The sequence below is a fragment of the Streptomyces durocortorensis genome (assembly GCF_031760065.1).
GTDB lineage: Bacteria > Actinomycetota > Actinomycetes > Streptomycetales > Streptomycetaceae > Streptomyces.
This window is the reverse complement of sequence record NZ_CP134500.1, coordinates 865,186-887,266: the sequence shown is the minus strand read 5'-3', so window position 1 is coordinate 887,266 and position 22,081 is coordinate 865,186. Positions and strand designations below refer to the sequence as shown.

Annotated in this window: 19 protein-coding genes; 17 read left to right on the top strand and 2 right to left on the bottom strand. The window is 71.8% G+C overall.

Features of this window, described 5'->3' with window-relative positions; genetic code table 11:
- Positions 1-26 precede the first annotated feature (26 nt).
- The 8 genes from RI138_RS03745 to RI138_RS03710 all read left to right on the top strand — a co-directional run bounded on the left by RI138_RS03745 (position 27) and on the right by RI138_RS03710 (position 8,634).
- A complete protein-coding gene (locus tag RI138_RS03745; RefSeq protein ID WP_096630913.1) occupies positions 27-1,139 on the top strand; it encodes a quinone-dependent dihydroorotate dehydrogenase in 1,113 nt (370 codons plus the stop codon).
- Complete coding sequence (pyrF, locus tag RI138_RS03740) at positions 1,136-1,975, top strand: orotidine-5'-phosphate decarboxylase (protein ID WP_311118749.1); 840 nt, start codon at positions 1,136-1,138, stop codon at positions 1,973-1,975. Before RI138_RS03745 ends, pyrF begins: the two co-directional genes overlap by 4 nt.
- A gap of 255 nt (positions 1,976-2,230) precedes the next feature.
- Positions 2,231-2,554, top strand: coding sequence for an integration host factor (locus tag RI138_RS03735; RefSeq protein WP_311118748.1), 324 nt, complete (start codon positions 2,231-2,233; stop codon positions 2,552-2,554).
- A 38-nt stretch (positions 2,555-2,592) separates the two neighbouring features.
- Positions 2,593-3,186 carry a guanylate kinase gene (gene gmk, locus RI138_RS03730; RefSeq protein WP_311118747.1) on the top strand — a complete coding sequence of 198 codons (594 nt, stop codon included), beginning with the start codon at positions 2,593-2,595 and terminating at the stop codon, positions 3,184-3,186.
- A gap of 44 nt (positions 3,187-3,230) precedes the next feature.
- On the top strand, positions 3,231-3,503 hold the full coding sequence (gene rpoZ, locus RI138_RS03725; protein ID WP_003970369.1) for a DNA-directed RNA polymerase subunit omega: 273 nt from the start codon (positions 3,231-3,233) through the stop codon (positions 3,501-3,503).
- A 143-nt stretch (positions 3,504-3,646) separates the two neighbouring features.
- Positions 3,647-4,858, top strand: coding sequence for a bifunctional phosphopantothenoylcysteine decarboxylase/phosphopantothenate--cysteine ligase CoaBC (gene coaBC, locus RI138_RS03720; protein ID WP_311118746.1), 1,212 nt, complete (start codon positions 3,647-3,649; stop codon positions 4,856-4,858).
- Between the two features lie 232 nt (positions 4,859-5,090).
- Positions 5,091-6,299, top strand: coding sequence for a methionine adenosyltransferase (metK, locus tag RI138_RS03715; protein ID WP_096630919.1), 1,209 nt, complete (start codon positions 5,091-5,093; stop codon positions 6,297-6,299).
- Positions 6,300-6,468: 169 nt separating this feature from the next.
- Positions 6,469-8,634 (top strand): primosomal protein N', encoded by a 2,166-nt coding sequence (locus RI138_RS03710; protein ID WP_311118745.1) that lies wholly within the window; start codon positions 6,469-6,471, stop codon positions 8,632-8,634.
- Positions 8,635-8,758: 124 nt separating this feature from the next.
- On the opposite strand, the gene RI138_RS03705 is transcribed toward RI138_RS03710, so the two are convergent.
- Positions 8,759-9,334, bottom strand: a complete 576-nt coding sequence (locus RI138_RS03705) for a hypothetical protein (protein ID WP_311118744.1) — start codon at positions 9,332-9,334, stop codon at positions 8,759-8,761.
- 445 nt (positions 9,335-9,779) lie between these two features.
- Between RI138_RS03705 and fmt the strand changes: the two genes are divergently transcribed.
- From fmt to RI138_RS03685, 4 genes are all read left to right on the top strand, one after another.
- Positions 9,780-10,712, top strand: coding sequence for a methionyl-tRNA formyltransferase (gene fmt / locus RI138_RS03700; RefSeq protein WP_311118743.1), 933 nt, complete (start codon positions 9,780-9,782; stop codon positions 10,710-10,712).
- An 81-nt stretch (positions 10,713-10,793) separates the two neighbouring features.
- On the top strand, positions 10,794-12,227 hold the full coding sequence (locus RI138_RS03695) for an RsmB/NOP family class I SAM-dependent RNA methyltransferase (protein ID WP_311118742.1): 1,434 nt from the start codon (positions 10,794-10,796) through the stop codon (positions 12,225-12,227).
- 148 nt (positions 12,228-12,375) lie between these two features.
- Positions 12,376-13,059 carry a ribulose-phosphate 3-epimerase gene (rpe, locus tag RI138_RS03690; RefSeq protein ID WP_096631398.1) on the top strand — a complete coding sequence of 228 codons (684 nt, stop codon included), beginning with the start codon at positions 12,376-12,378 and terminating at the stop codon, positions 13,057-13,059.
- Between the two features lie 133 nt (positions 13,060-13,192).
- Positions 13,193-14,188 (top strand): sugar-binding transcriptional regulator, encoded by a 996-nt coding sequence (locus RI138_RS03685; protein ID WP_096631444.1) that lies wholly within the window; start codon positions 13,193-13,195, stop codon positions 14,186-14,188.
- A 74-nt stretch (positions 14,189-14,262) separates the two neighbouring features.
- On the opposite strand, the gene RI138_RS03680 is transcribed toward RI138_RS03685, so the two are convergent.
- Complete coding sequence (locus RI138_RS03680; RefSeq protein WP_096631400.1) at positions 14,263-15,345, bottom strand: terpene synthase family protein; 1,083 nt, start codon at positions 15,343-15,345, stop codon at positions 14,263-14,265.
- A 309-nt stretch (positions 15,346-15,654) separates the two neighbouring features.
- On the opposite strand from RI138_RS03680, the gene RI138_RS03675 reads away from it, so the two are divergent.
- The 5 genes from RI138_RS03675 (at position 15,655) to RI138_RS03655 (ending at position 22,071) form a co-directional block, all read left to right on the top strand.
- Positions 15,655-17,121 carry a GuaB1 family IMP dehydrogenase-related protein gene (locus RI138_RS03675; RefSeq protein WP_096631402.1) on the top strand — a complete coding sequence of 489 codons (1,467 nt, stop codon included), beginning with the start codon at positions 15,655-15,657 and terminating at the stop codon, positions 17,119-17,121.
- A 180-nt stretch (positions 17,122-17,301) separates the two neighbouring features.
- Complete coding sequence (locus tag RI138_RS03670; RefSeq protein WP_096631404.1) at positions 17,302-18,759, top strand: aldehyde dehydrogenase family protein; 1,458 nt, start codon at positions 17,302-17,304, stop codon at positions 18,757-18,759.
- 115 nt (positions 18,760-18,874) lie between these two features.
- Positions 18,875-19,333, top strand: a complete 459-nt coding sequence (locus tag RI138_RS03665) for an Lrp/AsnC family transcriptional regulator (protein ID WP_084744881.1) — start codon at positions 18,875-18,877, stop codon at positions 19,331-19,333.
- 192 nt (positions 19,334-19,525) lie between these two features.
- On the top strand, positions 19,526-20,323 hold the full coding sequence (locus RI138_RS03660) for a carbon-nitrogen hydrolase family protein (RefSeq protein ID WP_096631407.1): 798 nt from the start codon (positions 19,526-19,528) through the stop codon (positions 20,321-20,323).
- A 53-nt stretch (positions 20,324-20,376) separates the two neighbouring features.
- Positions 20,377-22,071 carry a flavin monoamine oxidase family protein gene (locus tag RI138_RS03655; protein ID WP_311118741.1) on the top strand — a complete coding sequence of 565 codons (1,695 nt, stop codon included), beginning with the start codon at positions 20,377-20,379 and terminating at the stop codon, positions 22,069-22,071.
- Positions 22,072-22,081: the final 10 nt, after the last annotated feature.

Here is a 22,081-nt window from a genome sequence, read left to right as displayed (position 1 = left end):
ACACCGAGCACCAAGGACACCTCCTCATGTACAAGTTCTTCTTCCGGCTGGTCTTCAAGCGGATGGACCCCGAGCAGGCCCACTACGCCGCCTTCCGCTGGATCCGCCTCGCCGCCCGTATCCCCGTCCTGCGTACCTTCCTCGCCGCCGCCCTCGCCCCCCGCTTCAAGGAGCTGCGCACTGAGGCCCTCGGCCTGCGGATGCACGGCCCCTTCGGGCTCGCCGCAGGCTTCGACAAGAACGCGGTCGCCATCGACGGCATGGCCATGCTCGGTTTCGACCACATCGAGATCGGCACCGTCACCGGCGAAGCCCAGCCCGGCAACCCCAAGAAGCGGCTCTTCCGGCTCGTCGCCGACCGCGCGCTGATCAACCGCATGGGCTTCAACAACGAGGGCTCCGCCGCCGTCGCCGCCCGCCTGGCCGCCCGCAACCCGGTCTTCCGCACCACCGTCGGCGTCAACATCGGCAAGACCAAGGTCGTGCCCGAGGCCGAGGCCGCCGCCGACTACGTGAAGTCCACCGAGGCCCTCGCCGCCCACGCCGACTACCTGGTCGTCAACGTCTCCTCGCCCAACACCCCCGGCCTGCGCAACCTCCAGGCCACCGAGTCGCTGCGCCCGCTGCTCACCGCCGTACGCGAGGCCGCCGACCGCACCGTCACCACCCGGCGGGTCCCGCTCCTCGTCAAGATCGCCCCGGACCTCGCCGACGAGGACGTCGACGCCGTCGCCGACCTCGCCGTGGAACTGGGCCTGGACGGCATCATCGCCACCAACACCACCATCGCCCGCGAGGGCCTGGGCCTGAAATCCGACCCCGCCCTGGTGGGAGAGACAGGCGGACTCTCCGGCGCGCCCCTCAAGGAGCGCTCGTTGGAGGTCCTGAGCCGTCTGTACGCCCGCGTGGGGGACCGGATCACCCTGGTGGGCGTCGGGGGCGTCGAGAACGCCGAGGACGCCTGGCAGCGCATCCTGGCCGGGGCCACCCTCGTCCAGGGCTACAGCGCCTTCATCTACGAGGGCCCCTTCTACGCCCGCGGCATCCACAAGGGCCTCGCCGCCCGGCTCGCCGCGTCCCCGTACGCCACCCTCGCCGAGGCCGTCGGCGCCGAGACCCGGAAGAAGGCCGCCCTGTGACCCCCGAACCCTTCGGCGCCCGCCTGCGCCACGCCATGGACACCCGGGGGCCGCTCTGCGTCGGCATCGACCCGCACGCCTCGCTGCTCACCTCCTGGGGCCTGAACGACGACATCGCGGGCCTGGAGCGCTTCACCCGCACCGTGGTCGAGGCGCTGGCCGACCGGGTCGCCGTCCTCAAGCCGCAGTCCGCCTTCTTCGAGCGCTTCGGCTCGCGTGGCGTCGCCGTCCTGGAGAAAGCCGTCGAAGAGGCACGGGCCGCCGGGGCGCTCGTCCTGATGGACGCCAAGCGCGGCGACATCGGCTCCACCATGGCCGCCTACGCGGCGACCTACCTGGACAAGGACTCCCCGCTCTTCTCCGACGCGGTGACCGTCTCCCCGTACCTCGGCTTCGGCTCGCTGCGACCGGCGCTCGACGCGGCCGCCGTCTCCGGCGCGGGCGTCTTCGTCCTCGCCCTCACCTCCAACCCGGAGGGCGCCGAGGTCCAGCGCGCCACGGCCGCCGACGGCCGTTCGCTCGCCCAGCTGATGCTCGACCACATGGCCGCCGAGAACGCGGGGGCGGCCCCGCTCGGCTCGGTCGGCGCGGTGGTCGGCGCGACGCTCGGCGACGCGGGGGTGAACCTGGCGATCAACGGGCCGCTCCTCGCGCCCGGCATCGGCGCCCAGGGGGCGACCCCGGCGGACCTGCCGACGGTGTTCGGCGACGCCGTCGGCAACGTGGTTCCCAGCGTGAGCCGGGGCGTGCTGCGCCACGGTCCGGACGCGTCCGGGCTGCGCGAAGCGGCCGAACGGTTCGCGGACGAAGTCCGTCGTGCCGTATCCGGCAGTTGACCCTGACACGTTTACAGCGTGTTGACGAATCACTGACGAGTTACTGACCAGAAACCTGGTCGATATGTCTGGAAAGTCCTGGTCAGGCACAGCTGACCAGGACTTTTCGTCTGTTCTCGCTGACTACGGCGGCCCAGGCCGCTAGTCTCCGTCGAGAGCGGCCGAGCACAGTGTGTTCGTCGCTCACCTGGTGGGTGGCGTCCAGCTTCCCCGCCGGTCCGTATCCGACAGATCGACATCCGAGGTGACGTAGGCGTGGCTCTTCCGCCCCTTACCCCTGAACAGCGCGCAGCCGCGCTCGAAAAGGCCGCCGCGGCTCGCCGGGAGCGGGCCGAGGTCAAGAATCGACTCAAGCACTCCGGCGCCTCCCTCCACGAGGTCATCAAGCAGGGCCAGGAGAACGACGTCATCGGGAAGATGAAGGTCTCCGCACTGCTGGAATCCCTGCCGGGCGTCGGCAAGGTCCGCGCCAAGCAGATCATGGAGCGTCTCGGCATCTCCGAGAGCCGCCGGGTCAGGGGTCTTGGCTCCAACCAGATCGCATCCCTGGAGCGTGAGTTCGGCGTCAGCGGCGCCTGACGTTCTCAGGCACTCCTGAGAACCTGGATAATCGCCCCATGGCTGCAACATCCCGGGGGACGTCCCCCGTACCCCCGGACGTACGTCCGCGGCTGACCGTGCTCTCCGGCCCCTCGGGGGTCGGCAAGAGCACGGTCGTCGCTCATATGCGCACAGTGCACCCCGAGGTCTGGCTCTCCGTGTCGGCGACGACACGCAAGCCGCGTCCCGGGGAGCGCAACGGCGTGCACTACTTCTTCGTGGACGACGAGGAGTTCGACAAGCTCGTCGCCAACGGCGAGCTGCTGGAGTGGGCCGAGTTCGCGGGCAACCGCTACGGCACGCCGCGCCGCGCCGTGCTGGACCGCCTGGAGGCCGGGGAACCGGTCCTGCTGGAGATCGACCTCCAGGGCGCCCGGCTGGTCCGCGAGTCGATGGCCGACGCGCGCCTGGTCTTCCTGGCGCCGCCGAGCTGGGAGGAGCTGGTGCGTCGGCTCACCGGCCGGGGCACCGAGGCGCCCGAGGTCATCGAGCGCAGGCTCGCCGCCGCGAAGGTCGAGCTGGCCGCCGAGGCCGAGTTCGATACGACGCTGGTCAACACCTCCGTCGAGGACGTGGCCCGCGAGCTGCTAGCCTTGATGCTTCAGACTTAGATCTACTGTGATCTTTGATCTTTACCCCCTTCGGAAGGCAGAGAGTGTCCTCTTCCATCACCACGCCCGAGGGCATCATCAACCCGCCGATTGATGAGCTCCTTGAGGCCACCGACTCGAAGTACAGCCTGGTGATCTACGCGGCCAAGCGCGCCCGCCAGATCAACGCGTACTACTCGCAGCTCGGCGAGGGTCTCCTTGAGTACGTCGGTCCGCTCGTCGACACCCACGTGCACGAGAAGCCGCTGTCGATCGCGCTCCGCGAGATCAACGCGGGTCTGCTGACCTCCGAGGCCATCGAGGGCCCCGCGCAGTAGGCAGAACAGCACCTCGTCCTCAGGCCCGGCGGCCCGTACGCCGGGCCTGAGGTGTGTCCGGGGCCGGGTGAACGCGTTCCGCGCGGTGAGGCAGCATGGGACCGCACACATAGCCGTTACGTTGCCGAGTGCGGGGAGACGCAGTGGACAAGCCGAAGGTGGTCCTGGGGGTCAGCGGGGGCATCGCCGCCTACAAGGCGTGCGAGCTGCTGCGCCGGCTGACCGAGTCCGGCCATGACGTACGGGTCGTCCCGACCGCCTCCTCGCTGCACTTCGTGGGCGCCGCGACCTGGTCGGCGCTCTCCGGGCACCCCGTCTCCGACCAGGTCTGGGACGACGTGCACGAAGTCCCGCACGTACGGATCGGGCAGGAGGCCGACCTCGTGGTGGTCGCCCCGGCGACCGCCGACATGCTGGCCAGGGCGGCCCACGGGCTCGCCGACGATCTGCTCACCAACACCCTGCTGACCGCCCGCTGTCCGGTGGTCTTCGCGCCCGCCATGCACACCGAGATGTGGGAGCACCCGGCCACCCGGGAGAACGTCGCGACGCTGCGACGCCGGGGCGCCGTCGTCATCGAGCCCGCCGTCGGGCGGCTCACCGGCGTCGACACCGGCAAGGGCCGGCTGCCCGACCCGGGCGAGATCTTCGAGGTCTGCCGCCGGGTGCTGGCGCGCGGGGTCACCGAGCCCGACCTCGCGGGCCGCCATGTGGTGATCAGTGCGGGCGGCACGCGCGAGCCGCTGGACCCGGTGCGCTTCCTCGGCAACCGCTCCTCCGGCAAGCAGGGGTACGCGCTGGCGCGCACGGCGGTCGCCCGCGGCGCCCGGGTCACCCTGATCGAGGCCAACACCGGGCTGCCCGACCCGGCCGGGGCCGACGTCCTGCGGGTCGGCACCGCCGTACAGCTGCGGGAGGCCGTGCTGAAGGCGGCCGCCGACGCGGACGCCGTGGTGATGGCGGCCGCGGTGGCCGACTTCCGTCCCGCCGACTACGCCCCGGGCAAGATCAAGAAGAAGGACGGCGAGGAGGCCCCCGCCGTCCCGCTGGTCCGTAACCCCGACATCCTCGCCGAGGTCGCCGCCGAGCGGGCTCGGCCGGACCAGATCGTCGTGGGCTTCGCCGCCGAGACCGATGATGTACTGGCCAACGGCCGTGAGAAGCTCCGCCGCAAGGGCTGCGACCTGCTCGTGGTCAACGAGGTGGGGGAGCGCAAGACCTTCGGCTCCGAGGAGAACGAAGCGGTCGTCCTCGCGGCCGACGGCCAGGAGACACCGGTTCCGTACGGTCCCAAGGAAGCGCTCGCCGACACGGTCTGGGACCTGGTTTCGGGAAGGTTCCAGCCGATTTCATAATCAACCCTCCGGGCGACTGGAAAGGCCCTATAGGGTGTAAACAGGTCGCCGGGAAGGGTGGATTGTCCTACTGGAACCCCCTGTGGCGCAGGTCACGGGACTTCCAAAGGGCGAGACACCTGGCCCGGCCGCCGGATACGACCGATAAACTGGTCGACGGCACGCTCCGAGCGCAGCTCTCGGACGTACCACCCATGATCAGCCAGCAGCCGCTGCAACCCCAGGGAGCGATGTGTCCCGCCGTCTCTTCACCTCGGAATCCGTCACCGAGGGTCACCCCGACAAGATCGCTGACCAGATCAGCGACACGATTCTCGACGCGCTCCTGCGCGAGGACCCCGCCTCGCGCGTCGCCGTCGAGACCTTGATCACCACTGGTCTGGTGCATGTCGCGGGCGAGGTCACCACCAAGGCCTACGCCGACATCCCCAACCTCGTGCGCAACAAGGTGCTGGAGATCGGCTACGACTCCTCCAAAAAGGGCTTCGACGGTGCTTCCTGTGGCGTCTCGGTCTCCATCGGAGCGCAGTCGCCGGACATCGCACAGGGCGTCGACACCGCTTACGAGAAGCGGGTCGAGGGCGATGAGGACGAGCTCGACAAGCAGGGCGCGGGCGACCAGGGCCTGATGTTCGGCTACGCCTGCGACGAGACCCCGGAGCTGATGCCGCTCCCGATCCACCTCGCCCACCGCCTCTCCCGGCGGCTGTCCGAGGTGCGGAAGAACGGGACCATCCCCTACCTCCGTCCCGACGGCAAGACCCAGGTCACCATCGAGTACGACGGTGACAAGGCGGTCCGCCTGGACACCGTGGTGGTCTCCTCGCAGCACGCCTCCGACATCGACCTGGACTCGCTGCTCGCGCCCGACATCCGTGAGTTCGTCGTCGAGCACGTGCTCGCGCAGCTCGTCGAGGACGGCATCAAGCTGGACACCGAGGGCTACCGCCTCCTGGTGAACCCCACCGGCCGTTTCGAGATCGGCGGCCCGATGGGGGACGCGGGTCTGACCGGGCGCAAGATCATCATCGACACCTACGGCGGCATGGCCCGCCACGGCGGCGGTGCCTTCTCGGGCAAGGACCCGTCCAAGGTCGACCGTTCCGCGGCGTACGCGATGCGCTGGGTCGCCAAGAACGTGGTGGCCGCCGGGCTCGCCACCCGCTGCGAGGTCCAGGTCGCGTACGCGATCGGCAAGGCCGAGCCGGTCGGTCTCTTCGTCGAGACCTTCGGCACCGCGGCCGTGGACACCGAGAAGATCGAGAACGCCATCGGTGAGGTCTTCGACCTCCGCCCGGCCGCGATCATCCGGGACCTCGACCTGCTCCGCCCGATCTACGCCCAGACCGCCGCGTACGGCCACTTCGGCCGTGAGCTGCCGGACTTCACCTGGGAGCGCACGGACCGCGTGGACGCCCTGCGCGCGGCAGCCGGTCTCTAGTCAGTGCCCCTCCCGGCGGGCTTCGCCCCGTCGGGCCGGCCTTGCCGGTCGCGGCACCAGCAGTACCGCACAGTGACGACAGCGGGGCCCGGACACCGAACACGGTGGCCGGGCCCCGCCGCTCTGCGCGCGGCCGCCGCTGTCAGTGCCGTCTGGTAGGAATTTGGCTGTGAGCAGCGAGAACGAGCAGTCCGCCGAGCCCGGGACCGGGGCGGCCGAGCCCGGGACCGGGGCGCCGGAGCAGCTTGCGCTGATCCGGGAGACGGTGCGCCGGGCGAAGGTGCCGCGCGCCAAGCCGCGGACCTGGCGCGGCGCCGCGCTCGCCGGGGAGCTGCCCGTCGCCCGCGTCCTGGTCAACAAGGGCGTCCTCCATCTCGACCAGTATTTCGACTACGCGGTCCCCGAGGAGCTGGACGCCGACGCCCAGCCGGGTGTGCGGGTGCGGGTGCGGTTCGGGGCGGGCGGGCGCAATGTCCAGGGCGGGCGGCGCGAGGGCGGCGGCCTGATCGACGGCTTCATCATCGAGCGCCGCGCCGACTCCGACTACCAGGGCGCGCTGGCCGCCCTGGCCTACGTGGTCTCCCCGGAGCCGGTCCTCGGGCCCGAGCTGCTCGCCCTCTCCCGCGCGGTCGCCGACCGGTATGCGGGCAGCCTTGCCGACGTCCTCCAGCTCGCCGTCCCGCCCCGCAACGGCCGCGCCGAGTCCAAGCCCTCCCCGGAGCCGCTGCCGCCGCCCCCGCCTCCGCAGCCGGGCACCTGGGAGCGGTATGCCCAGGGCCCGGCCTTTCTGCGCGCCCTGGCCGAGGGCGGCGCCCCGCGCGCGGTGTGGACCGCCCTGCCCGGGCCGCACTGGCCCGCCGAGATCGCGGGGGCCGTCGCGGCGACGCTCTCCTCGGGGCGGGGCGCCCTCGTCGTGGTCCCCGACGGGCGGGCCGCCGGACGGGTCGACGCGGCGCTGACCGAGCTGCTCGGCGCGGGCCGGCACGCGCTGCTCACCGCCGACTCCGGCCCGGAGAAGCGCTACCGCCAGTGGCTCGCGGTGCGCCGGGGCTCCGTGCGGGCGGTCGTGGGGACCCGGGCCGCGATGTTCGCCCCCGTCCAGCACCTCGGCCTGGTGGTCATCTGGGATGACGGGGACTCCAGCCACAGCGACGACAACGCCCCCTTCCCGCATGTCCGCGAGGTCCTGGAGCTGCGGGCCGCGCAGGGCCGCTGCGGCTTCCTGCTCGGCGGCACCAGCTGCACGGTGGAGGCGGCCCAGCTGGTGGAGAGCGGCTGGGCGCTGCCGCTCCTCGCGGACCGGGAGCAGCTGCGCCGGGCCGCGCCCCTGATCCGTACGGTCGGGGACGGCGAGCTGGCCCGGGACGGCGCTGCCCGCTCCGCCCGGCTGCCCAGCCTCGCCTGGCAGACCGTGCGCGACGGCCTGCGCAGCGGCCCGGTGCTGGTCCAGGTTCCCCGGAGGGGTTACGCCCCCCGCCTCGCCTGCGAACGCTGTCGCACCCCCGCCCGCTGCCGCCACTGCGCGGGCCCGCTCCAGGCCCCGGACCAGCAGGATCTGAACTGCGCCTGGTGCGGGCGGGCCGAGCGGTCCTGGCACTGCGCGGAGTGCGGCTCCCCCCGGCTCCGCGCCCAGATCGTCGGCGCCCGCCGCACCGCCGAGGAGCTGGGCCGGGCCTTCCCCGCCGTGCCGGTCCGTACCTCGGGGCGCGACCACATCCTGGACGCGGTGCCGGACGCGCCCGCGCTGGTCGTCAGCACCCCCGGCGCGGAGCCCGTGGCCGAGGGCGGTTACGCCGCCGCGCTGCTCCTGGACGGCTGGGCCATGCTCGGCAGGCCGGACCTGCGGGCGGGCGAGGAGGCGCTGCGCCGCTGGACGGCCGCGGGCGCGCTGGTGCGGGGGCAGGAGGAGGGCGGCACGGTGGTCATCGTGGCCGAGCCGACGGAACGGGCGGTGCAGGCCCTGGTCCGCTGGGACCCGGCCGGTTTCGCCCGCCGCGAGCTGGCGGAGCGGGCCGAGCTGGGCTTCCCGCCGGTCTCCCGAATGGCCTCGGTGACCGGCCCGGCCGATTCCCTGGGCTCGTTCCTCCAGACCGCCGGCCTGCCGCCTGAGGCCGAGATCCTGGGCCCGGTGCCGGTTCCGCCGGCCGGGCCGGGAAGGCCCCGCAGGCCGGGAGAGGCCCCACCGGGCGAGACTTGGGAGCGCGCCCTCATCCGGGTGGTCCCGGGCCGCGGCGCGGCCCTCGCAAGCGCCCTGAAGGCGGCACAGGCGGCGCGCACGGCCAAGGGCGTCGGCGACCAGGTGCGCATCCGGATCGACCCGCCGGACATCGGCTGAGGCCACCCGTCCGCCCCAGGACCTCAGCGATCCCTGCTCCGATGACGGCGCTGCCTCGCTCCCCCCCCATGTGACACTGCCCCGCCGCGCGGCATGCACGGTGGGGCAGAGGAGCGGCCCGGTGTCAGCCGTTGCGGGGGCCCGGGAATGCTCCGGGGCGGAGCTCCTCGCGGGCCGGAGGCTGGGCCGTCGGCGGCTGCGGCGGCCTCGACCGGGCCGCGGGCACCGCGGGCACCGCGGGCACCGGGGCGCCGGACCCGGCGGCGGGGCCACCGGACAGGCCGGCGCCGACGGAGACTGCGCGCGGCGCGGCCGTCGTCTCCGCGCCTGTCTCGGCTGCGGGCTGCGGGGTGGCCCGACGCGCGCCGTAACGGCGGTGCACGGCCTGCTTGGTGACGCCGAGGGCGGAGCCCACCGCGTCCCAGGAGAAGCCCAGCGAGCGGTCGAAGTCCACGGCGGCCGTGACCAGGGTCTCGACGCTGTCCCGCAGCTCCTGCGCGAGGCGGACGGTGGGGGCCGGGGCCCTGCCGTAGACGACGAAGCCCGCGGAGGGGCCGGAGCGGCGCGGACGGTAGACGTTGCCCAGCTGGGCGGTGAGGGTGCGCAGCGCGTCCACCTGCCGCCGGACCCGCTCGATGTCCCGCACCAGAAGGTGCAGACTGGCCCGCGCTTGGGCGTCGTGGGTTGCGTGGTCGGCCATGAAGAAGCCTCTCGAACCGGCGTTGAAAGGGATCGGGCCGCATCGGGGCGGCCCGCTTCGGTCAATCTCCTTTGACCAACGCCCGAGCCGGGTATGTGGTCACGCTATCGGGGCGTATGTGCATATGCACGGGGCGTGCGCGGCGCGCGTACGCCCCCTCGGTCGGCGCACGGCCGGCGCGGACGGACCCGGCATGCTTCCCCCGGCCACCCCCTGGGGCCTGTCGTCAGGCTGCCGCCTGCCGGGCGGCGTCCGGCAGGCTCGCTCGCGGCGTCGCCCAGAGAGCCGGGTAGCTCCGCCGCGAGGCCGTTGCGGCGTCTTGCGACCGCATGCACCGGACGCCGCCCGCCCGCCCTTCGGGCAGCGACGGCGGTTTGACGACAGGCCCTAGACTGGTGTGCTGCTCGTCACCGTACGTCTTGGCCCGAGAGGCAGTCAGCCACCCATGAAGCTCGTCTTCGCCGGCACCCCCGAGGTCGCCGTCCCCGCCCTGGACGCCCTGATCGCCTCCGACCGCCACGAGGTCGCCGCCGTCGTGACCCGTCCCGACGCCCCCGCCGGCCGGGGCCGACGGCTCGTCGCGAGCCCGGTGGCCGAACGGGGCGAGGAGGCGGGGATCGAGGTGCTCAAGCCCGCCAAACCCCGGGACGAGGCGTTCCTCGCCCGGCTGCGCGAGATCGCCCCGGACTGCTGCCCGGTCGTCGCCTACGGGGCGCTGCTGCCCAAGGTCGCCCTGGACGTGCCCGCGCGCGGCTGGGTCAACCTGCACTTCTCGCTGCTTCCCGCCTGGCGCGGGGCCGCGCCCGTGCAGCACTCCCTGATGGCCGGGGACGAGGTGACCGGCGCGTCCACCTTCCTGATCGAGGAGGGGCTGGACTCCGGCCCGGTCTACGGCGTCCTCACCGAGGAGATCCGCCCCACCGACACCAGCGGCGACCTGCTCACCCGGCTCGCCTTCGCGGGGGCCGGGCTGCTCGCCGCGACCATGGACGGCATCGAGGACGGCACCCTGCACGCCGTGCCCCAGCCGCACGAGGGCGTCACCCAGGCCCCGAAGATCACCGTCGAGGACGCCCAGGTCCAGTGGTCGGCCCCCGCCCTGCGGGTCGACCGGGTCGTGCGGGGCTGCACCCCGGCCCCCGGCGCCTGGACCCTGTTCCGCGGCGAGCGGCTGAAGCTGATCCAGGCCACGCCCGTCTTGGACCGGACCGACCTGGCTCCCGGCGAGCTCTCCGCCGCCAAGAACAACGTGTACGCGGGCACCGGTTCGCACGCCGTCGAGCTGCTGTGGGTCCAGCCGCAGGGCAAGAAGCCGATGAAGGCCGCCGACTGGGCACGCGGTGTCCGCATCGTCCACGGCGAGCTGCTGGGGTCGTAGAACCTCTCGTTCGAGGGGCCGGGAGCGGCGACGTACGCTGGGAGGGTTCGCCTCTCTCACCATCAGCGGAGCACCTTTCACGTGAACGACCAGCCGCGTCGCCGTCCCGCCAGGCCCCATCGCCGCCCCCAGAAGGACCCGGTCCGCTTTCTCGCCTTCGAGGCGCTCAGGGCCGTCGACGAGCGTGACGCGTACGCCAACCTCGTGCTGCCCCCGCTGCTGAAGAAGGCCCGCGCCAAGGGCGACTTCGACGGCCGGGACGCGGCGCTGGCGACCGAGCTGGTCTACGGGACGCTGCGCCGCCAGGGGACCTACGACGCGATCGTGGCGGCCTGCATCGACCGGCCGCTGCGCGAGGTCGACCCGCCGGTCCTGGACGTCCTCAACATGGGCGTCCACCAGCTGCTCGGCACCCGCATCCCCACCCACGCGGCCGTCTCCGCCAGCGTGGAGCTGGCCCGGGTGGTGCTGGGGGAGGGGCGCGCGAAGTTCGTCAACGCGGTGCTGCGCAAGGTCACCGCGCACGACCTCGACGGCTGGGTGGAGAAGGTCGCCCCGCCGTACGAGGAGGACGCCGAGGACCACCTCTCCGTCGTGCACTCCCACCCGCGCTGGATCGTCTCCGCGCTCTGGGACGCGCTGGGCGGCGGCCGTGCGGGCATCGAGGACCTTCTCGAAGCCGACAACGAGCGGCCCGAGGTGACGTTGGCGGCCCGCCCCGGCCGCTCCACCACCGACGAGCTGACCACGGCGCTGGGCGAGGACAACTCCCTCCCGGGCCGCTGGTCCCCGTACGCCGTGCGGATGGCCGAGGGCGGCGAGCCCGGAGCGCTGGAAGCCGTCCGGGAGGGCCGGGCGGGCGTCCAGGACGAGGGCAGCCAGCTCGTCGCCGCCGCCCTGGCCGCCGCCCCCCTCGACGGGAGCGACACCCGCTGGCTGGACGGTTGCGCGGGCCCCGGGGGCAAGGCCGCCCTGCTGGCCGCCCTCGCCGCCGGGCGGGGGGCGGCCCTGCTCGCCGCCGAGAAGCAGCCGCACCGCGCCCGGCTGGTCGAGCGGGCGCTCGCCGGTAACCCGGGTCCGTATCAGGTGATCACCGCCGACGGCACCCGACCGCCGTGGCGGCCCGGCGCCTTCGACCGCGTCCTGATGGACGTGCCGTGCTCGGGCCTGGGGGCGCTGCGCCGCCGCCCGGAGTCCCGCTGGCGGCGTCGGGCCGAGGACCTGGAGGCCTTCGCCCCGCTCCAACGCGGTCTGCTGCGCGAGGCGTTGAAGGCCGTACGGATCGGCGGCGTGGTCGGTTACGCGACCTGCTCGCCGCATCTCGCCGAGACCCGGGTGGTCGTCGAGGACGTGCTGAAGGGCCGGGGCGGGGAACCGGTCCAGGCGGAGTGGATCGACGCCCGGCCGCTGATGCCCGGCGTACCCGCCCTCGGCGAGGGACCGGACGTCCAGCTCTGGCCGCATCTGCACGGCACGGACGCGATGTATCTGGCTCTGCTGCGCCGGACCGGCTGAATATCACCGCGTCAGCAGGCCTCCCCGGCCGGCGAAAGAGCGGTAAAGCGCTGGCAAAATGCCCTGAATGCGCGGACTGTGATGGTCGTGTGAGGCCTCGGAGGGCATCGAGGCGGGGAACCGGCGCGGAACGTGGCAGGCTTGGGTCATGGCGCAGATCAATCCCAGCATCCTGTCCGCGGATTTCGCACGTCTCGCCGAGGAGGCGAAGGCCGTCGAAGGCGCGGACTGGCTCCACGTCGATGTGATGGACAACCACTTCGTGCCCAACCTGACCCTCGGCGTGCCGATCGTCGAAGCGCTCAGCAAGGCCACGGACACCCCGCTGGACTGCCACCTCATGATCGAGGACGCGGACCGCTGGGCCCCGCAGTACGTGGAGGCCGGGGCCGGTTCCGTCACCTTCCACGCGGAGGCCGCCGCCGCGCCGGTGCGCCTCGCGCGGGAGATCCGGGCCAAGGGGGCGCGCGCCTCGATGGCGCTCAAGCCCGCGACGCCCATCGAGCCGTACGAGGACCTGCTCCCCGAGCTCGACATGCTGCTGATCATGACCGTCGAGCCGGGCTTCGGCGGCCAGGCGTTCCTGGACATCATGCTGCCGAAGATCCGCCGCACCCGGGAGCTGATCAGCAAGCACGGCCTCGAACTGTGGCTCCAGGTCGACGGCGGGGTCTCGGCCACCACCATCGAGCGGTGCGCCGAGGCGGGCGCCGACGTCTTCGTGGCCGGATCCGCGGTGTACGGGGCGAAGGACCCGGCGGCGGCGGTGCGGGACCTGCGGGCGCAGGCGGACGTGGCGACGGCCGCGGCCCCCTGGGCGTGCGACCACTGAACCAAGGACAGATGAACGCGGCCCGACAGGGCCGATCAAGGATCGCCGGATCTGACAGGATGAACGGCGTATCGGGCGTGTGAACAGCAGTGAGGAGATCGCGGTGTCTGGCATCTCGGCGGGTCGGTCAGCCATGCGGATGGGACCCGCGGAGCTGGTGCAGGCGGCGGCCATGGCCCGCCGGTTCTATCTGGAGGGCAAGTCCAAGATCCAGATCGCCGAGGAGTTCGGCGTCAGCCGCTTCAAGGTGGCCCGGGTCCTGGAGACCGCCCTCGAACGTGATCTCGTACGGATCGAGATCCGGGTCCCGGCCGAGCTGGACGCCGAACGCTCCGACGCGCTGCGAGCCCGCTACGGGCTGCGGCACGCGGTGGTCGTCGAGTCCCCGGCCGAGGAGCAGGAGGACGCCCCCGACCCGGAGAACCTGGGCGAGGTCGCGGCCGATCTGCTCGGCGAGCTGGTGGCCGAGGGCGATGTGCTCGGCCTGGCCTGGGGCCGCTCCACCATCCACATGGCGGCCGCCCTCGACCGGCTCCCGCCCTGCACCGTCGTCCAGCTGACCGGGGTCTACGACGCGGGCACCGCCGAGCGCGGCTCGGTCGAGGCGGTCCGCCGGGCCGCCCAGGTCTCCGGCGGTGAGGCGCACCCCATCTACGCGCCGATGCTGCTGCCCGACCCGGCGACGGCCGCCGCGCTGCGCGAGCAGACGGGCATCGCCCGTGCCTTCGAGTACTTCGACAAGGTCACGGTCGCCGCGGTCTCCATCGGCTCCTGGGAGCCGGGCATCTCCACTGTCCACGACATGCTCTCCGACGAGGAGCGCGCGCACTACGCCTCGCTCGGCGTCGCGGCCGAGATGTCCGCGCACCTCTTCGACGCCGACGGCCGCAGGGTCGGCCGGGACCTCGGCGAGCGCTGTATCACCGTGGAGGCGGACCGGCTGCGCCGGATCCCCGAGGTGGTGGCGATCGCGGGCGGCCAGCGCAAGGCGGCGGCGATCGGCGCGGTGCTGCGCTCCGGCCTGGTGACCAGCCTCGTGACGGACACAGCCGCCGCGGACTTTCTGCTCACGGAGTCCGCCGCCGGGGTGCGTCCGGCGCTGGAGCGGGCCGATCCCGACGGGGAGTGACAACGGGCGCTATGTACTGAGGGGGCGTGCACCACGTGGTGCACGCCCCCTCAGCGCTTCTCCGGGGCCCGGACTCAGCCCGTCGGCGGCGCCTTGGCCGCGCACGGTGCGGCTTCGGTGCGGACGGCCTCGGGCCGGGCGGGCGGGATACCCAGCACGGTCTCCTCCAGATACTCCTCGGGCTCCTCGTACTGGCCCACGTCGGCCGGGTTGTAGCGCGGTGTCTGACGCGACCAGTCCAGGTTGCCGCGCATCCAGCTGCGCATCCCGTCGAGGTAGGGCACCAGCAGCGCGGACAGCTCGGGATACAGCTCCAGCAGCTCGTCCTCGGCCGTTAGGAAGCGCTCGGTCTCCTTGGCTATCCGCTCCGCGACATGATCCAGCGCCTGCTGCTCGCCCATGCCCCGGTGGTGGCGGGCCAGGTGGACGAGGTTGTGGATCTCGCCGAGCATCTGCTCCTTCTCGAAGGAGTACACGTCGTTGGCCCAGCACACGTGGTTGCACGAGGCTTCCAGGGCGGTGATGAACCGGGGGTCGTTGTGGAGCGACTCCGGGGCCTCGATGCCCGCCACGATCTCTATGAGGTCCATGCAGACGTGGATGGCCCCGGTGTGCCGCCGCTTCGCGATGTACGTCTCCTCCGACGGCACCACGTCCTCGGCCCGGTTCCCCGCCTCCCAGGTCGTGGCGGTCGTGAGGTAGGTCACCAGATGCCAGGCGAACCGGGTCCGCCAGTGGGGGGCCGCGTTCGGCGTCGTACGTTTCCACAGATCGGCCAGGGCGATCACGGCGGCCGGGAGCTCCTCGCCCGGCAGCGGCTCGGGGGCGGAGCCGTCGACCACCGCGCGCATCCGGTCGACGACATCCCTCACCCGATCGGGGGAACGGCCGAGATGGCCGTCGTCGAGCTGGTCGTCGACCAGGAAGAGCCAGACGAACCAATCGGCCACCAGATCGAGGTGTTCACCGTCGGCCGTCGGATAGACCATGCCGACGAACGCCCCGAAATCGGCTTGTTCGAAGCGGTTCCTCGCGGACTCGCGGTGGACCAGACCCGTCTGTCTGGTCCAGGCGTCCAGATGCCCCCGGGTGTGCGCCACGTGCGGGTTGGTCCGCTGCGGGAACGGGCAGTAGATGTCCGGCAGTTCGCTGTCCACAGGCGGATCTGGATCCTCTCCGGTCAAACGGTGTGCCCAGGACTGCCGATGTGCCGGAGCGGCGCTTCGGACACCCCCGAGACCTGCGGGTTTGAAGCTACCTGACCCTTTGTCACCCGGTCCAGGGATGGTGATCACGAATGATTCGAATCCCGTTCGGGTACAGTCCGTGGGTAAGGCAGGTTCCACTTGCCCGGGGCCCCCGGCCACCCCTTGGAGCACTCCTTGGAGGAACGGACGAACGCGGGGGTCTTTTGCTGTGTCTTCGTGGAAACGACCTGCACCGTTTCGTATGAAAAAATGAGTGTTATGCGCTTTCTTGAGCCGGGCACCGGTCGCTACACAGAGTCCCCCGCGGTCCCGTACGACCTCACGTACGACGACGTCTTCATGGTCCCGGGCCGCTCCGCGGTCGGCTCCCGGCAGGGGGTGGACCTCTCGTCGCCCGACGGCACCGGTACCACCATCCCGCTCGTGGTCGCCAACATGACCGCCATCGCGGGCCGCCGCATGGCCGAAACTGTCGCCCGCCGCGGCGGTCTCGTCGTCATCCCCCAGGACATCCCGATCGACGTCGTCACCGACGTCATCTCCTGGGTCAAGACGCGCCACCTCGTCCTCGACACCCCGATCGAGCTGGCCCCCGGCCAGACCGTCGCCGACGCCCTGTCGCTGCTGCCCAAGCGCGCCCACGGCGCGGGCGTCGTCGTGGACGCCGACCGGCGCCCCGTCGGCGTCGTCACCGACCACGACCTCACCGGCGTCGACCGCTTCACCCAGCTCTCCGAGGTCATGTCCAAGGACCTGGTCCTGCTGGACGCCGGCATCGACCCGCGCGACGCCTTCAACAAGCTCGACGGCGCCAACCGCAAGCTCGCCCCCGCGGTCGACGCGGACGGCCGCCTCGTCGGCATCCTCACCCGCAAGGCCGCCCTGCGTGCCACGCTCTACACCCCCGCCACCGACGCACAGGGCAAGCTGCGCATCGCGGCCGCCGTCGGCATCAACGGCGACGTCGCGGGCAAGGCCAAGCAGCTCCTGGACGCGGGCGCCGACGTGCTCGTCGTGGACACCGCCCACGGCCACCAGGAGTCCATGATCAGCGCGGTGAAGGCAGTCCGCGCGCTCGACCCGCAGGTCCCGATCGTCGCGGGCAACATCGTCGCCGCCGAGGGCGTACGGGACCTGATCGAGGCGGGCGCGGACATCATCAAGGTCGGCGTCGGCCCCGGTGCCATGTGCACCACCCGGATGATGACCGGCGTCGGCCGCCCGCAGTTCTCCGCCGTCCTGGAGTGCGCCGCCGAGGCCAGGAAGCACGGCAAGCACGTCTGGGCCGACGGCGGTGTCCGCCACCCGCGCGACGTCGCCATGGCGCTCGCCGCCGGTGCGTCCAACGTGATGATCGGCTCCTGGTTCGCGGGGACGTACGAGTCGCCCGGCGACCTCCAGCAGTCCGCCGACGGCCGTTTCTACAAGGAGTCCTTCGGGATGGCCTCGGCCCGCGCCGTCAAGAACCGCACCTCGGAGGAGTCCGCGTACGACCGGGCCCGCAAGGCGCTCTTCGAGGAGGGCATCTCCACCTCTCGGATGTTCCTCGACCCGACCCGCCCGGGCGTCGAGGACCTGATCGACTCGATCATCGCGGGCGTCCGCTCCTCCTGCACCTACGCGGGCGCGGGCTCCCTGGAGGAGTTCGCCGACAAGGCGGTCGTCGGCATCCAGAGCGCCGCCGGATACGCCGAGGGCAAGCCGCTGCACGCCAGCTGGAGTTGATCCCGCTCCCACCGCAACGCCCCCGCCCCTCCCAGCCGTTCGCGCCGGGAGGGGCGGGGGCGTTTTCGGACCCCGGACCCCGGAGCCCGGTGAGGTGGCCGGGAGTGCGCTTCAACTCGGTTGAAACTTAAGTAATATGAAGCGCACTCAGCTGCCTGCCTCTCTGCGGTAAGGGATCTCATGTCCTTCTTCACTGACCTGGCCCATCAGTACATCGACGGCGAGTGGAGGCCGGGGAAGGGGTCCTGGGACATCATCGACTTCAATCCCTTCGACGGCGAGAAGCTCGCCTCCATCCCCGTGGCCACCGCCGAAGAGGTCGACCAGGCCTACCGCGCCGCCGAGCGCGCCCAGCAGGCGTGGGCGGACACCAACCCGTACAGCAGGCGGGCCGTCCTGGAGAAGGCCCTGCGGATCGTCGAGGAGCGCGAGGCGGAGATCGGCGAGGCGATCGTCGCCGAGCTCGGCGGCACCCGGCTGAAGGCCGGTTTCGAACTGCACCTGGCCAAGGAGTTCCTCCGCGAAGCCATCCAGCTCGCCCTGCGCCCCGCCGGACAGATCCTGCCCTCGCCGACCGAGGGCAAGGAGAACCGCGTCTACCGTGTGCCCGTCGGCGTCGTCGGGGTGATCAGCCCCTTCAACTTCCCCTTCCTGCTCTCCCTCAAGTCCGTCGCCCCCGCCCTGGCCCTCGGCAACGCCGTCGTCCTCAAGCCGCACCAGAACACCCCGATCTGCGGCGGCACCCTGCTGGCCAAGGTCTTCGAGGACGCGGGGCTCCCCGCCGGGCTGCTGAACGTCGTGATCACCGACATCGCGGAGATCGGCGACACCCTGCTGGAGCACCCGGTGCCGCAGGTCATCTCCTTCACCGGCTCGGACAAGGTCGGCCGCCACGTCGCCACCGTCTGTGCCGCCAACCTCAAGCGGGCCGTCCTCGAACTCGGCGGCAACAGCGCCCTGATCGTGCTCGACGACGCCGACGTGGACTACGCCGTCGACGCGGCCGTCTTCAGCCGCTACGTCCACCAGGGCCAGGTCTGCATGGCGGCCAACCGCATCCTGGTCGACCGTGCCGTGGAGCAGGAGTTCACCGAGAAGTTCGTCGCGAAGGTCGCCTCGCTCACCGTCGGTGACCCGGCGGACCCGGCCACCCAGATCGGCCCCCTGATCAACTCCTCGCAGGCCGAGTCCGTCTCCAAGCTCGTCGACCAGACCGTGGCGGCCGGTGCGACGGCCCTCCTGCACGGCGCCGCCGACGGCAACCTCGTCAGCCCCTCCGTGCTCACCGGCCTCGCCGCCGACTCGCCCGTCCTCCAGCAGGAGATCTTCGGCCCCGTCGCCCTGATCGTCCCCTTCGACGGCGAGGACGAGGCCGTCCGCATCGCCAACGACACCCCCTACGGGCTCAGCGGCGCCGTCCACACCGGCAACACCGAGCGCGGCGTGCGGATCGGGCAGCGCATCCACACCGGCATGATCCACATCAACGACGGCACCGTCCACGACGAGCCCATCGTCCCCTTCGGCGGCGAGAAGAGCTCGGGCCTCGGCCGGCTGAACGGCGACTCGATGATCGATGCCTTCACCACCCAGAAGTGGATCTCCATCCAGCACGGCCGCTCGCAGTTCCCCTTCTGACGGCCTGCCCCCGCCGCACCGGGCGCGCCCCGGGCGGCGGCCCGTGGTCTACTGCGGGTGGCGGCACCGCCCGCCACCCGCAGCCGACCCACCGCAGAGAAGTGAACCGCCCGACGTGCGCCTGAACGACCTCGACGAACGCATCGTCCACGCCCTCGCCGAAGACGCCCGGCGCTCCTACGCCGACATCGGCGCGATCGTCGGCCTCTCCGCCCCCGCCGTGAAGCGCCGTGTCGACCGGCTCCGCGCCGAGGGCGCGATCACCGGCTTCACCGTGCGCGTGGACCCGGCCGCGCTCGGCTGGGAGACCGAGGGGTTCATCGAGATCTACTGCAGCCGCAACACCTCTCCGGATGCCATCAAGCAGGGCCTCGCCCGCTACCCGGAGATCGCCTCGGCCTCCACGGTGACCGGGGACGCAGACGCGGTGGTCCAGGTCTTCGCCGCCGACATGCGCCACTTCGAGCAGGTACTGGAGCGGATCGCGGGGGAGCCGTACGTGGAGCGGACGAAGTCCGTGCTGGTGCTCTCGCCGCTGCTGCGCCGCTACTCGGCGGAGGCACCGCCGGCCTAGGGCCCGCCGACCAGTGGCACATATCACCCCGCTGACCTGCGGTGATGCCCCACGCAACGTTTCGCCGTCCCCAGCCTTTCCCGCGCAACGAATCAGCGGTCGGTGCGCAACAGTCGCGCCTTGTCCGGGCGGATCCGTGGCACGTACCGTCGATACGTCTCCCCACCCCGCCCGTACCGCCCGAGGTCAGCCATGCCGCCGTTGCGCACCGCCCTGCTCCAGAGCTCCGGACGGCCCGGTGCCGTCGCCGAGAACCTCAAGGTGCTGGACGAGGCCGCCGCCCGGGCCGCCGCGACGGGGGCCCGGCTGCTCGTCGCCCCCGAGCTGTTCCTGACCGGCTACGCCATCGGCGACGCCGTCCCCACGCTCGCCGAGCCCGCCGACGGCCCCGGCGCCCGGGCCGTCGCCGAGATCGCCGTACGCCACGGCCTCGCCGTCCTGTACGGCTACCCGGAGCGCGACGGGGAGCGGATCTTCAACGCCTCCCAGCTCATCGGCCCCGACGGCGCGCGGCTCGCGAACTACCGCAAGACCCACCTCTTCGGCTGCTTCGAGCAGGAGTGGTTCACCCCCGGCGAGCAGACCGTCGTCCAGGCCGATCTGGACGGTATCCGCATCGGCCTGCTGATCTGCTACGACGTCGAGTTCCCGGAGAACGTACGGGCGCACGCACTGGCGGGCACCGACCTGCTGCTGGTCCCCACCGCGCAGATGCACCCCTTCCAGTTCGTCGCCGAATCCGTCGTCCCCGTACGGGCCTTCGAGAGCCAGATGTACGTGGCCTACGTCAACCGCACCGGTCCGGAAGGGGAGTTCGAGTTCGTCGGACTCAGCTGCCTGGCCGGACCCGACGGCGTGGTGCGCACCCGCGCCGGGCGCGGCGAGGAGCTCGTGACCGGCGAGGTGGACCCGGAGTTCCTGGCCGCCTCGCGCGCAGCCAACCCGTATCTGCAGGACCGCCGCCCCGGTCTGTACGGCTCCCTCGGCTGAGCCCTCCCCCCACCGCTTCCCCCTTCAGTCTTCGCGCAAGGAGTCCGTACCCCATGACGTCCACGGTGCCCAACGCCGTCCAGCACACCGACGCGGCCGCCCCGCCGATCACCATGTTCGGGCCGGACTTCCCGTACGCGTACGACGACTTCCTCGCCCACGCGGCGGGCCTCGGCCAGATACCGGCGACCGAGCACGGCAGCGAGGTCGCCGTCATCGGCGGCGGGCTCTCCGGCATCATCGCCGCGTACGAGCTGATGAAGATGGGCCTCAAGCCCGTCGTCTACGAGGCCGACCAGATCGGCGGACGGCTGCGCACCGTCGGCTTCGACGGCTGCGACCCCTCGCTCACCGCCGAGATGGGCGCGATGCGCTTCCCGCCCTCCTCCACGGCGCTCCAGCACTACATCGACCTGGTGGGCCTTGAGACCCGGTCCTTCCCCAACCCGCTCTCGCCGGCCACCCCCTCCACCGTCGTGGACCTCAAGGGCGAGTCGCACTACGCCGAGACCATCGACGACCTGCCGCAGGTCTACCGTGATGTGGCCGAGGCATGGAACGCCTGTCTGGAGGAGGGTGCCGACTTCTCCGACATGAACCGGGCGCTGCGCGAGCGCGACGTCCCGCGCATCCGGGAGATCTGGTCGCAGCTCGTCGAGCGGCTCGACAACCAGACCTTCTACGGCTTCCTCTGCGAGTCCGAGGCCTTCAAGTCGTTCCGGCACCGCGAGATCTTCGGCCAGGTCGGCTTCGGCACCGGCGGCTGGGACACCGACTTCCCCAACTCCATCCTGGAGATCCTGCGCGTCGTCTACACCGAGGCCGACGACCACCACCGCGGCATCGTCGGCGGCAGCCAGCAGCTCCCGCTGCGCCTGTGGGACCGCGAGCCGCAGAAGATCGTCCACTGGCCGCTCGGCACCTCGCTGTCCTCCCTGCACGAGGGCGAGCCGCGCCCCGCCGTGACCCGGCTGACCCGCACCGCGGGCAACCGCATCACCGTCACCGACGCCACCGGCGACATCCGCACCTTCCGGGCCGCGGTCTTCACCGGCCAGTCCTGGCTGCTGCTCTCCAAGATCGACTGCGATGACGCGCTCTTCCCGATCGACCACTGGACGGCGATGGAGCGCACCCACTACATGGAGTCCTCCAAGCTGTTCGTCCCGGTCGACCGGCCGTTCTGGCTCGACAAGGACGAGATCACCGGCCGCGACACCATGTCGATGACGCTCACCGACCGGATGACCCGGGGGACCTACCTCCTGGACGACGGCCCGGACAAGCCCGCCGTCATCTGCCTCTCCTACACGTGGTGCGACGACAGCCTGAAGTGGCTGCCGCTCTCCCCGAAGGAGCGCATGGACGTCATGCTGAAGTCGCTCGGGGAGATCTACCCGAACGTCGACATCCGCAGCCACATCATCGGCAACCCGGTCACCGTCTCCTGGGAGAACGAGCCCTGGTTCATGGGCGCGTTCAAGGCCAACCTGCCCGGCCACTACCGCTACCAGCGGCGGCTGTTCACCCACTTCATGCAGGACCGGCTGCCGGAGGACAAGCGCGGCATCTTCCTGGCCGGGGACGACATCTCCTGGACGGCGGGCTGGGCCGAGGGCGCCGTGCAGACCGCGCTGAACGCGGTGTGGGGCGTCATGCACCAGTTCGGCGGGGCGAGTGACCCGACCAACCCCGGCCCCGGCGACCTCTTCGACGAGATCGCGCCGGTGGAGCTTCCGGAGGACTGAACCGGAGGGC

What these genes read in the sequence shown, in the direction of transcription:
- fmt (WP_311118743.1), top strand. Translation starts at nt 9,780, where the DNA reads ATGAAGCTCGTCTTCGCCGGCACCCCCGAGGTCGCCGTCCCCGCCCTG.
- RI138_RS03685 (WP_096631444.1), top strand. Translation starts at nt 13,193, where the DNA reads ATGCGGATGGGACCCGCGGAGCTGGTGCAGGCGGCGGCCATGGCCCGC.
- RI138_RS03655 (WP_311118741.1), top strand. Translation starts at nt 20,377, where the DNA reads ATGACGTCCACGGTGCCCAACGCCGTCCAGCACACCGACGCGGCCGCC.
- RI138_RS03745 (WP_096630913.1), top strand. Translation starts at nt 27, where the DNA reads ATGTACAAGTTCTTCTTCCGGCTGGTCTTCAAGCGGATGGACCCCGAG.
- RI138_RS03670 (WP_096631404.1), top strand. Translation starts at nt 17,302, where the DNA reads ATGTCCTTCTTCACTGACCTGGCCCATCAGTACATCGACGGCGAGTGG.
- RI138_RS03705 (WP_311118744.1), bottom strand. Translation starts at nt 9,334, where the DNA reads ATGGCCGACCACGCAACCCACGACGCCCAAGCGCGGGCCAGTCTGCAC.
- RI138_RS03675 (WP_096631402.1), top strand. Translation starts at nt 15,655, where the DNA reads ATGCGCTTTCTTGAGCCGGGCACCGGTCGCTACACAGAGTCCCCCGCG.
- gmk (WP_311118747.1), top strand. Translation starts at nt 2,593, where the DNA reads ATGGCTGCAACATCCCGGGGGACGTCCCCCGTACCCCCGGACGTACGT.
- rpe (WP_096631398.1), top strand. Translation starts at nt 12,376, where the DNA reads ATGGCGCAGATCAATCCCAGCATCCTGTCCGCGGATTTCGCACGTCTC.
- RI138_RS03660 (WP_096631407.1), top strand. Translation starts at nt 19,526, where the DNA reads ATGCCGCCGTTGCGCACCGCCCTGCTCCAGAGCTCCGGACGGCCCGGT.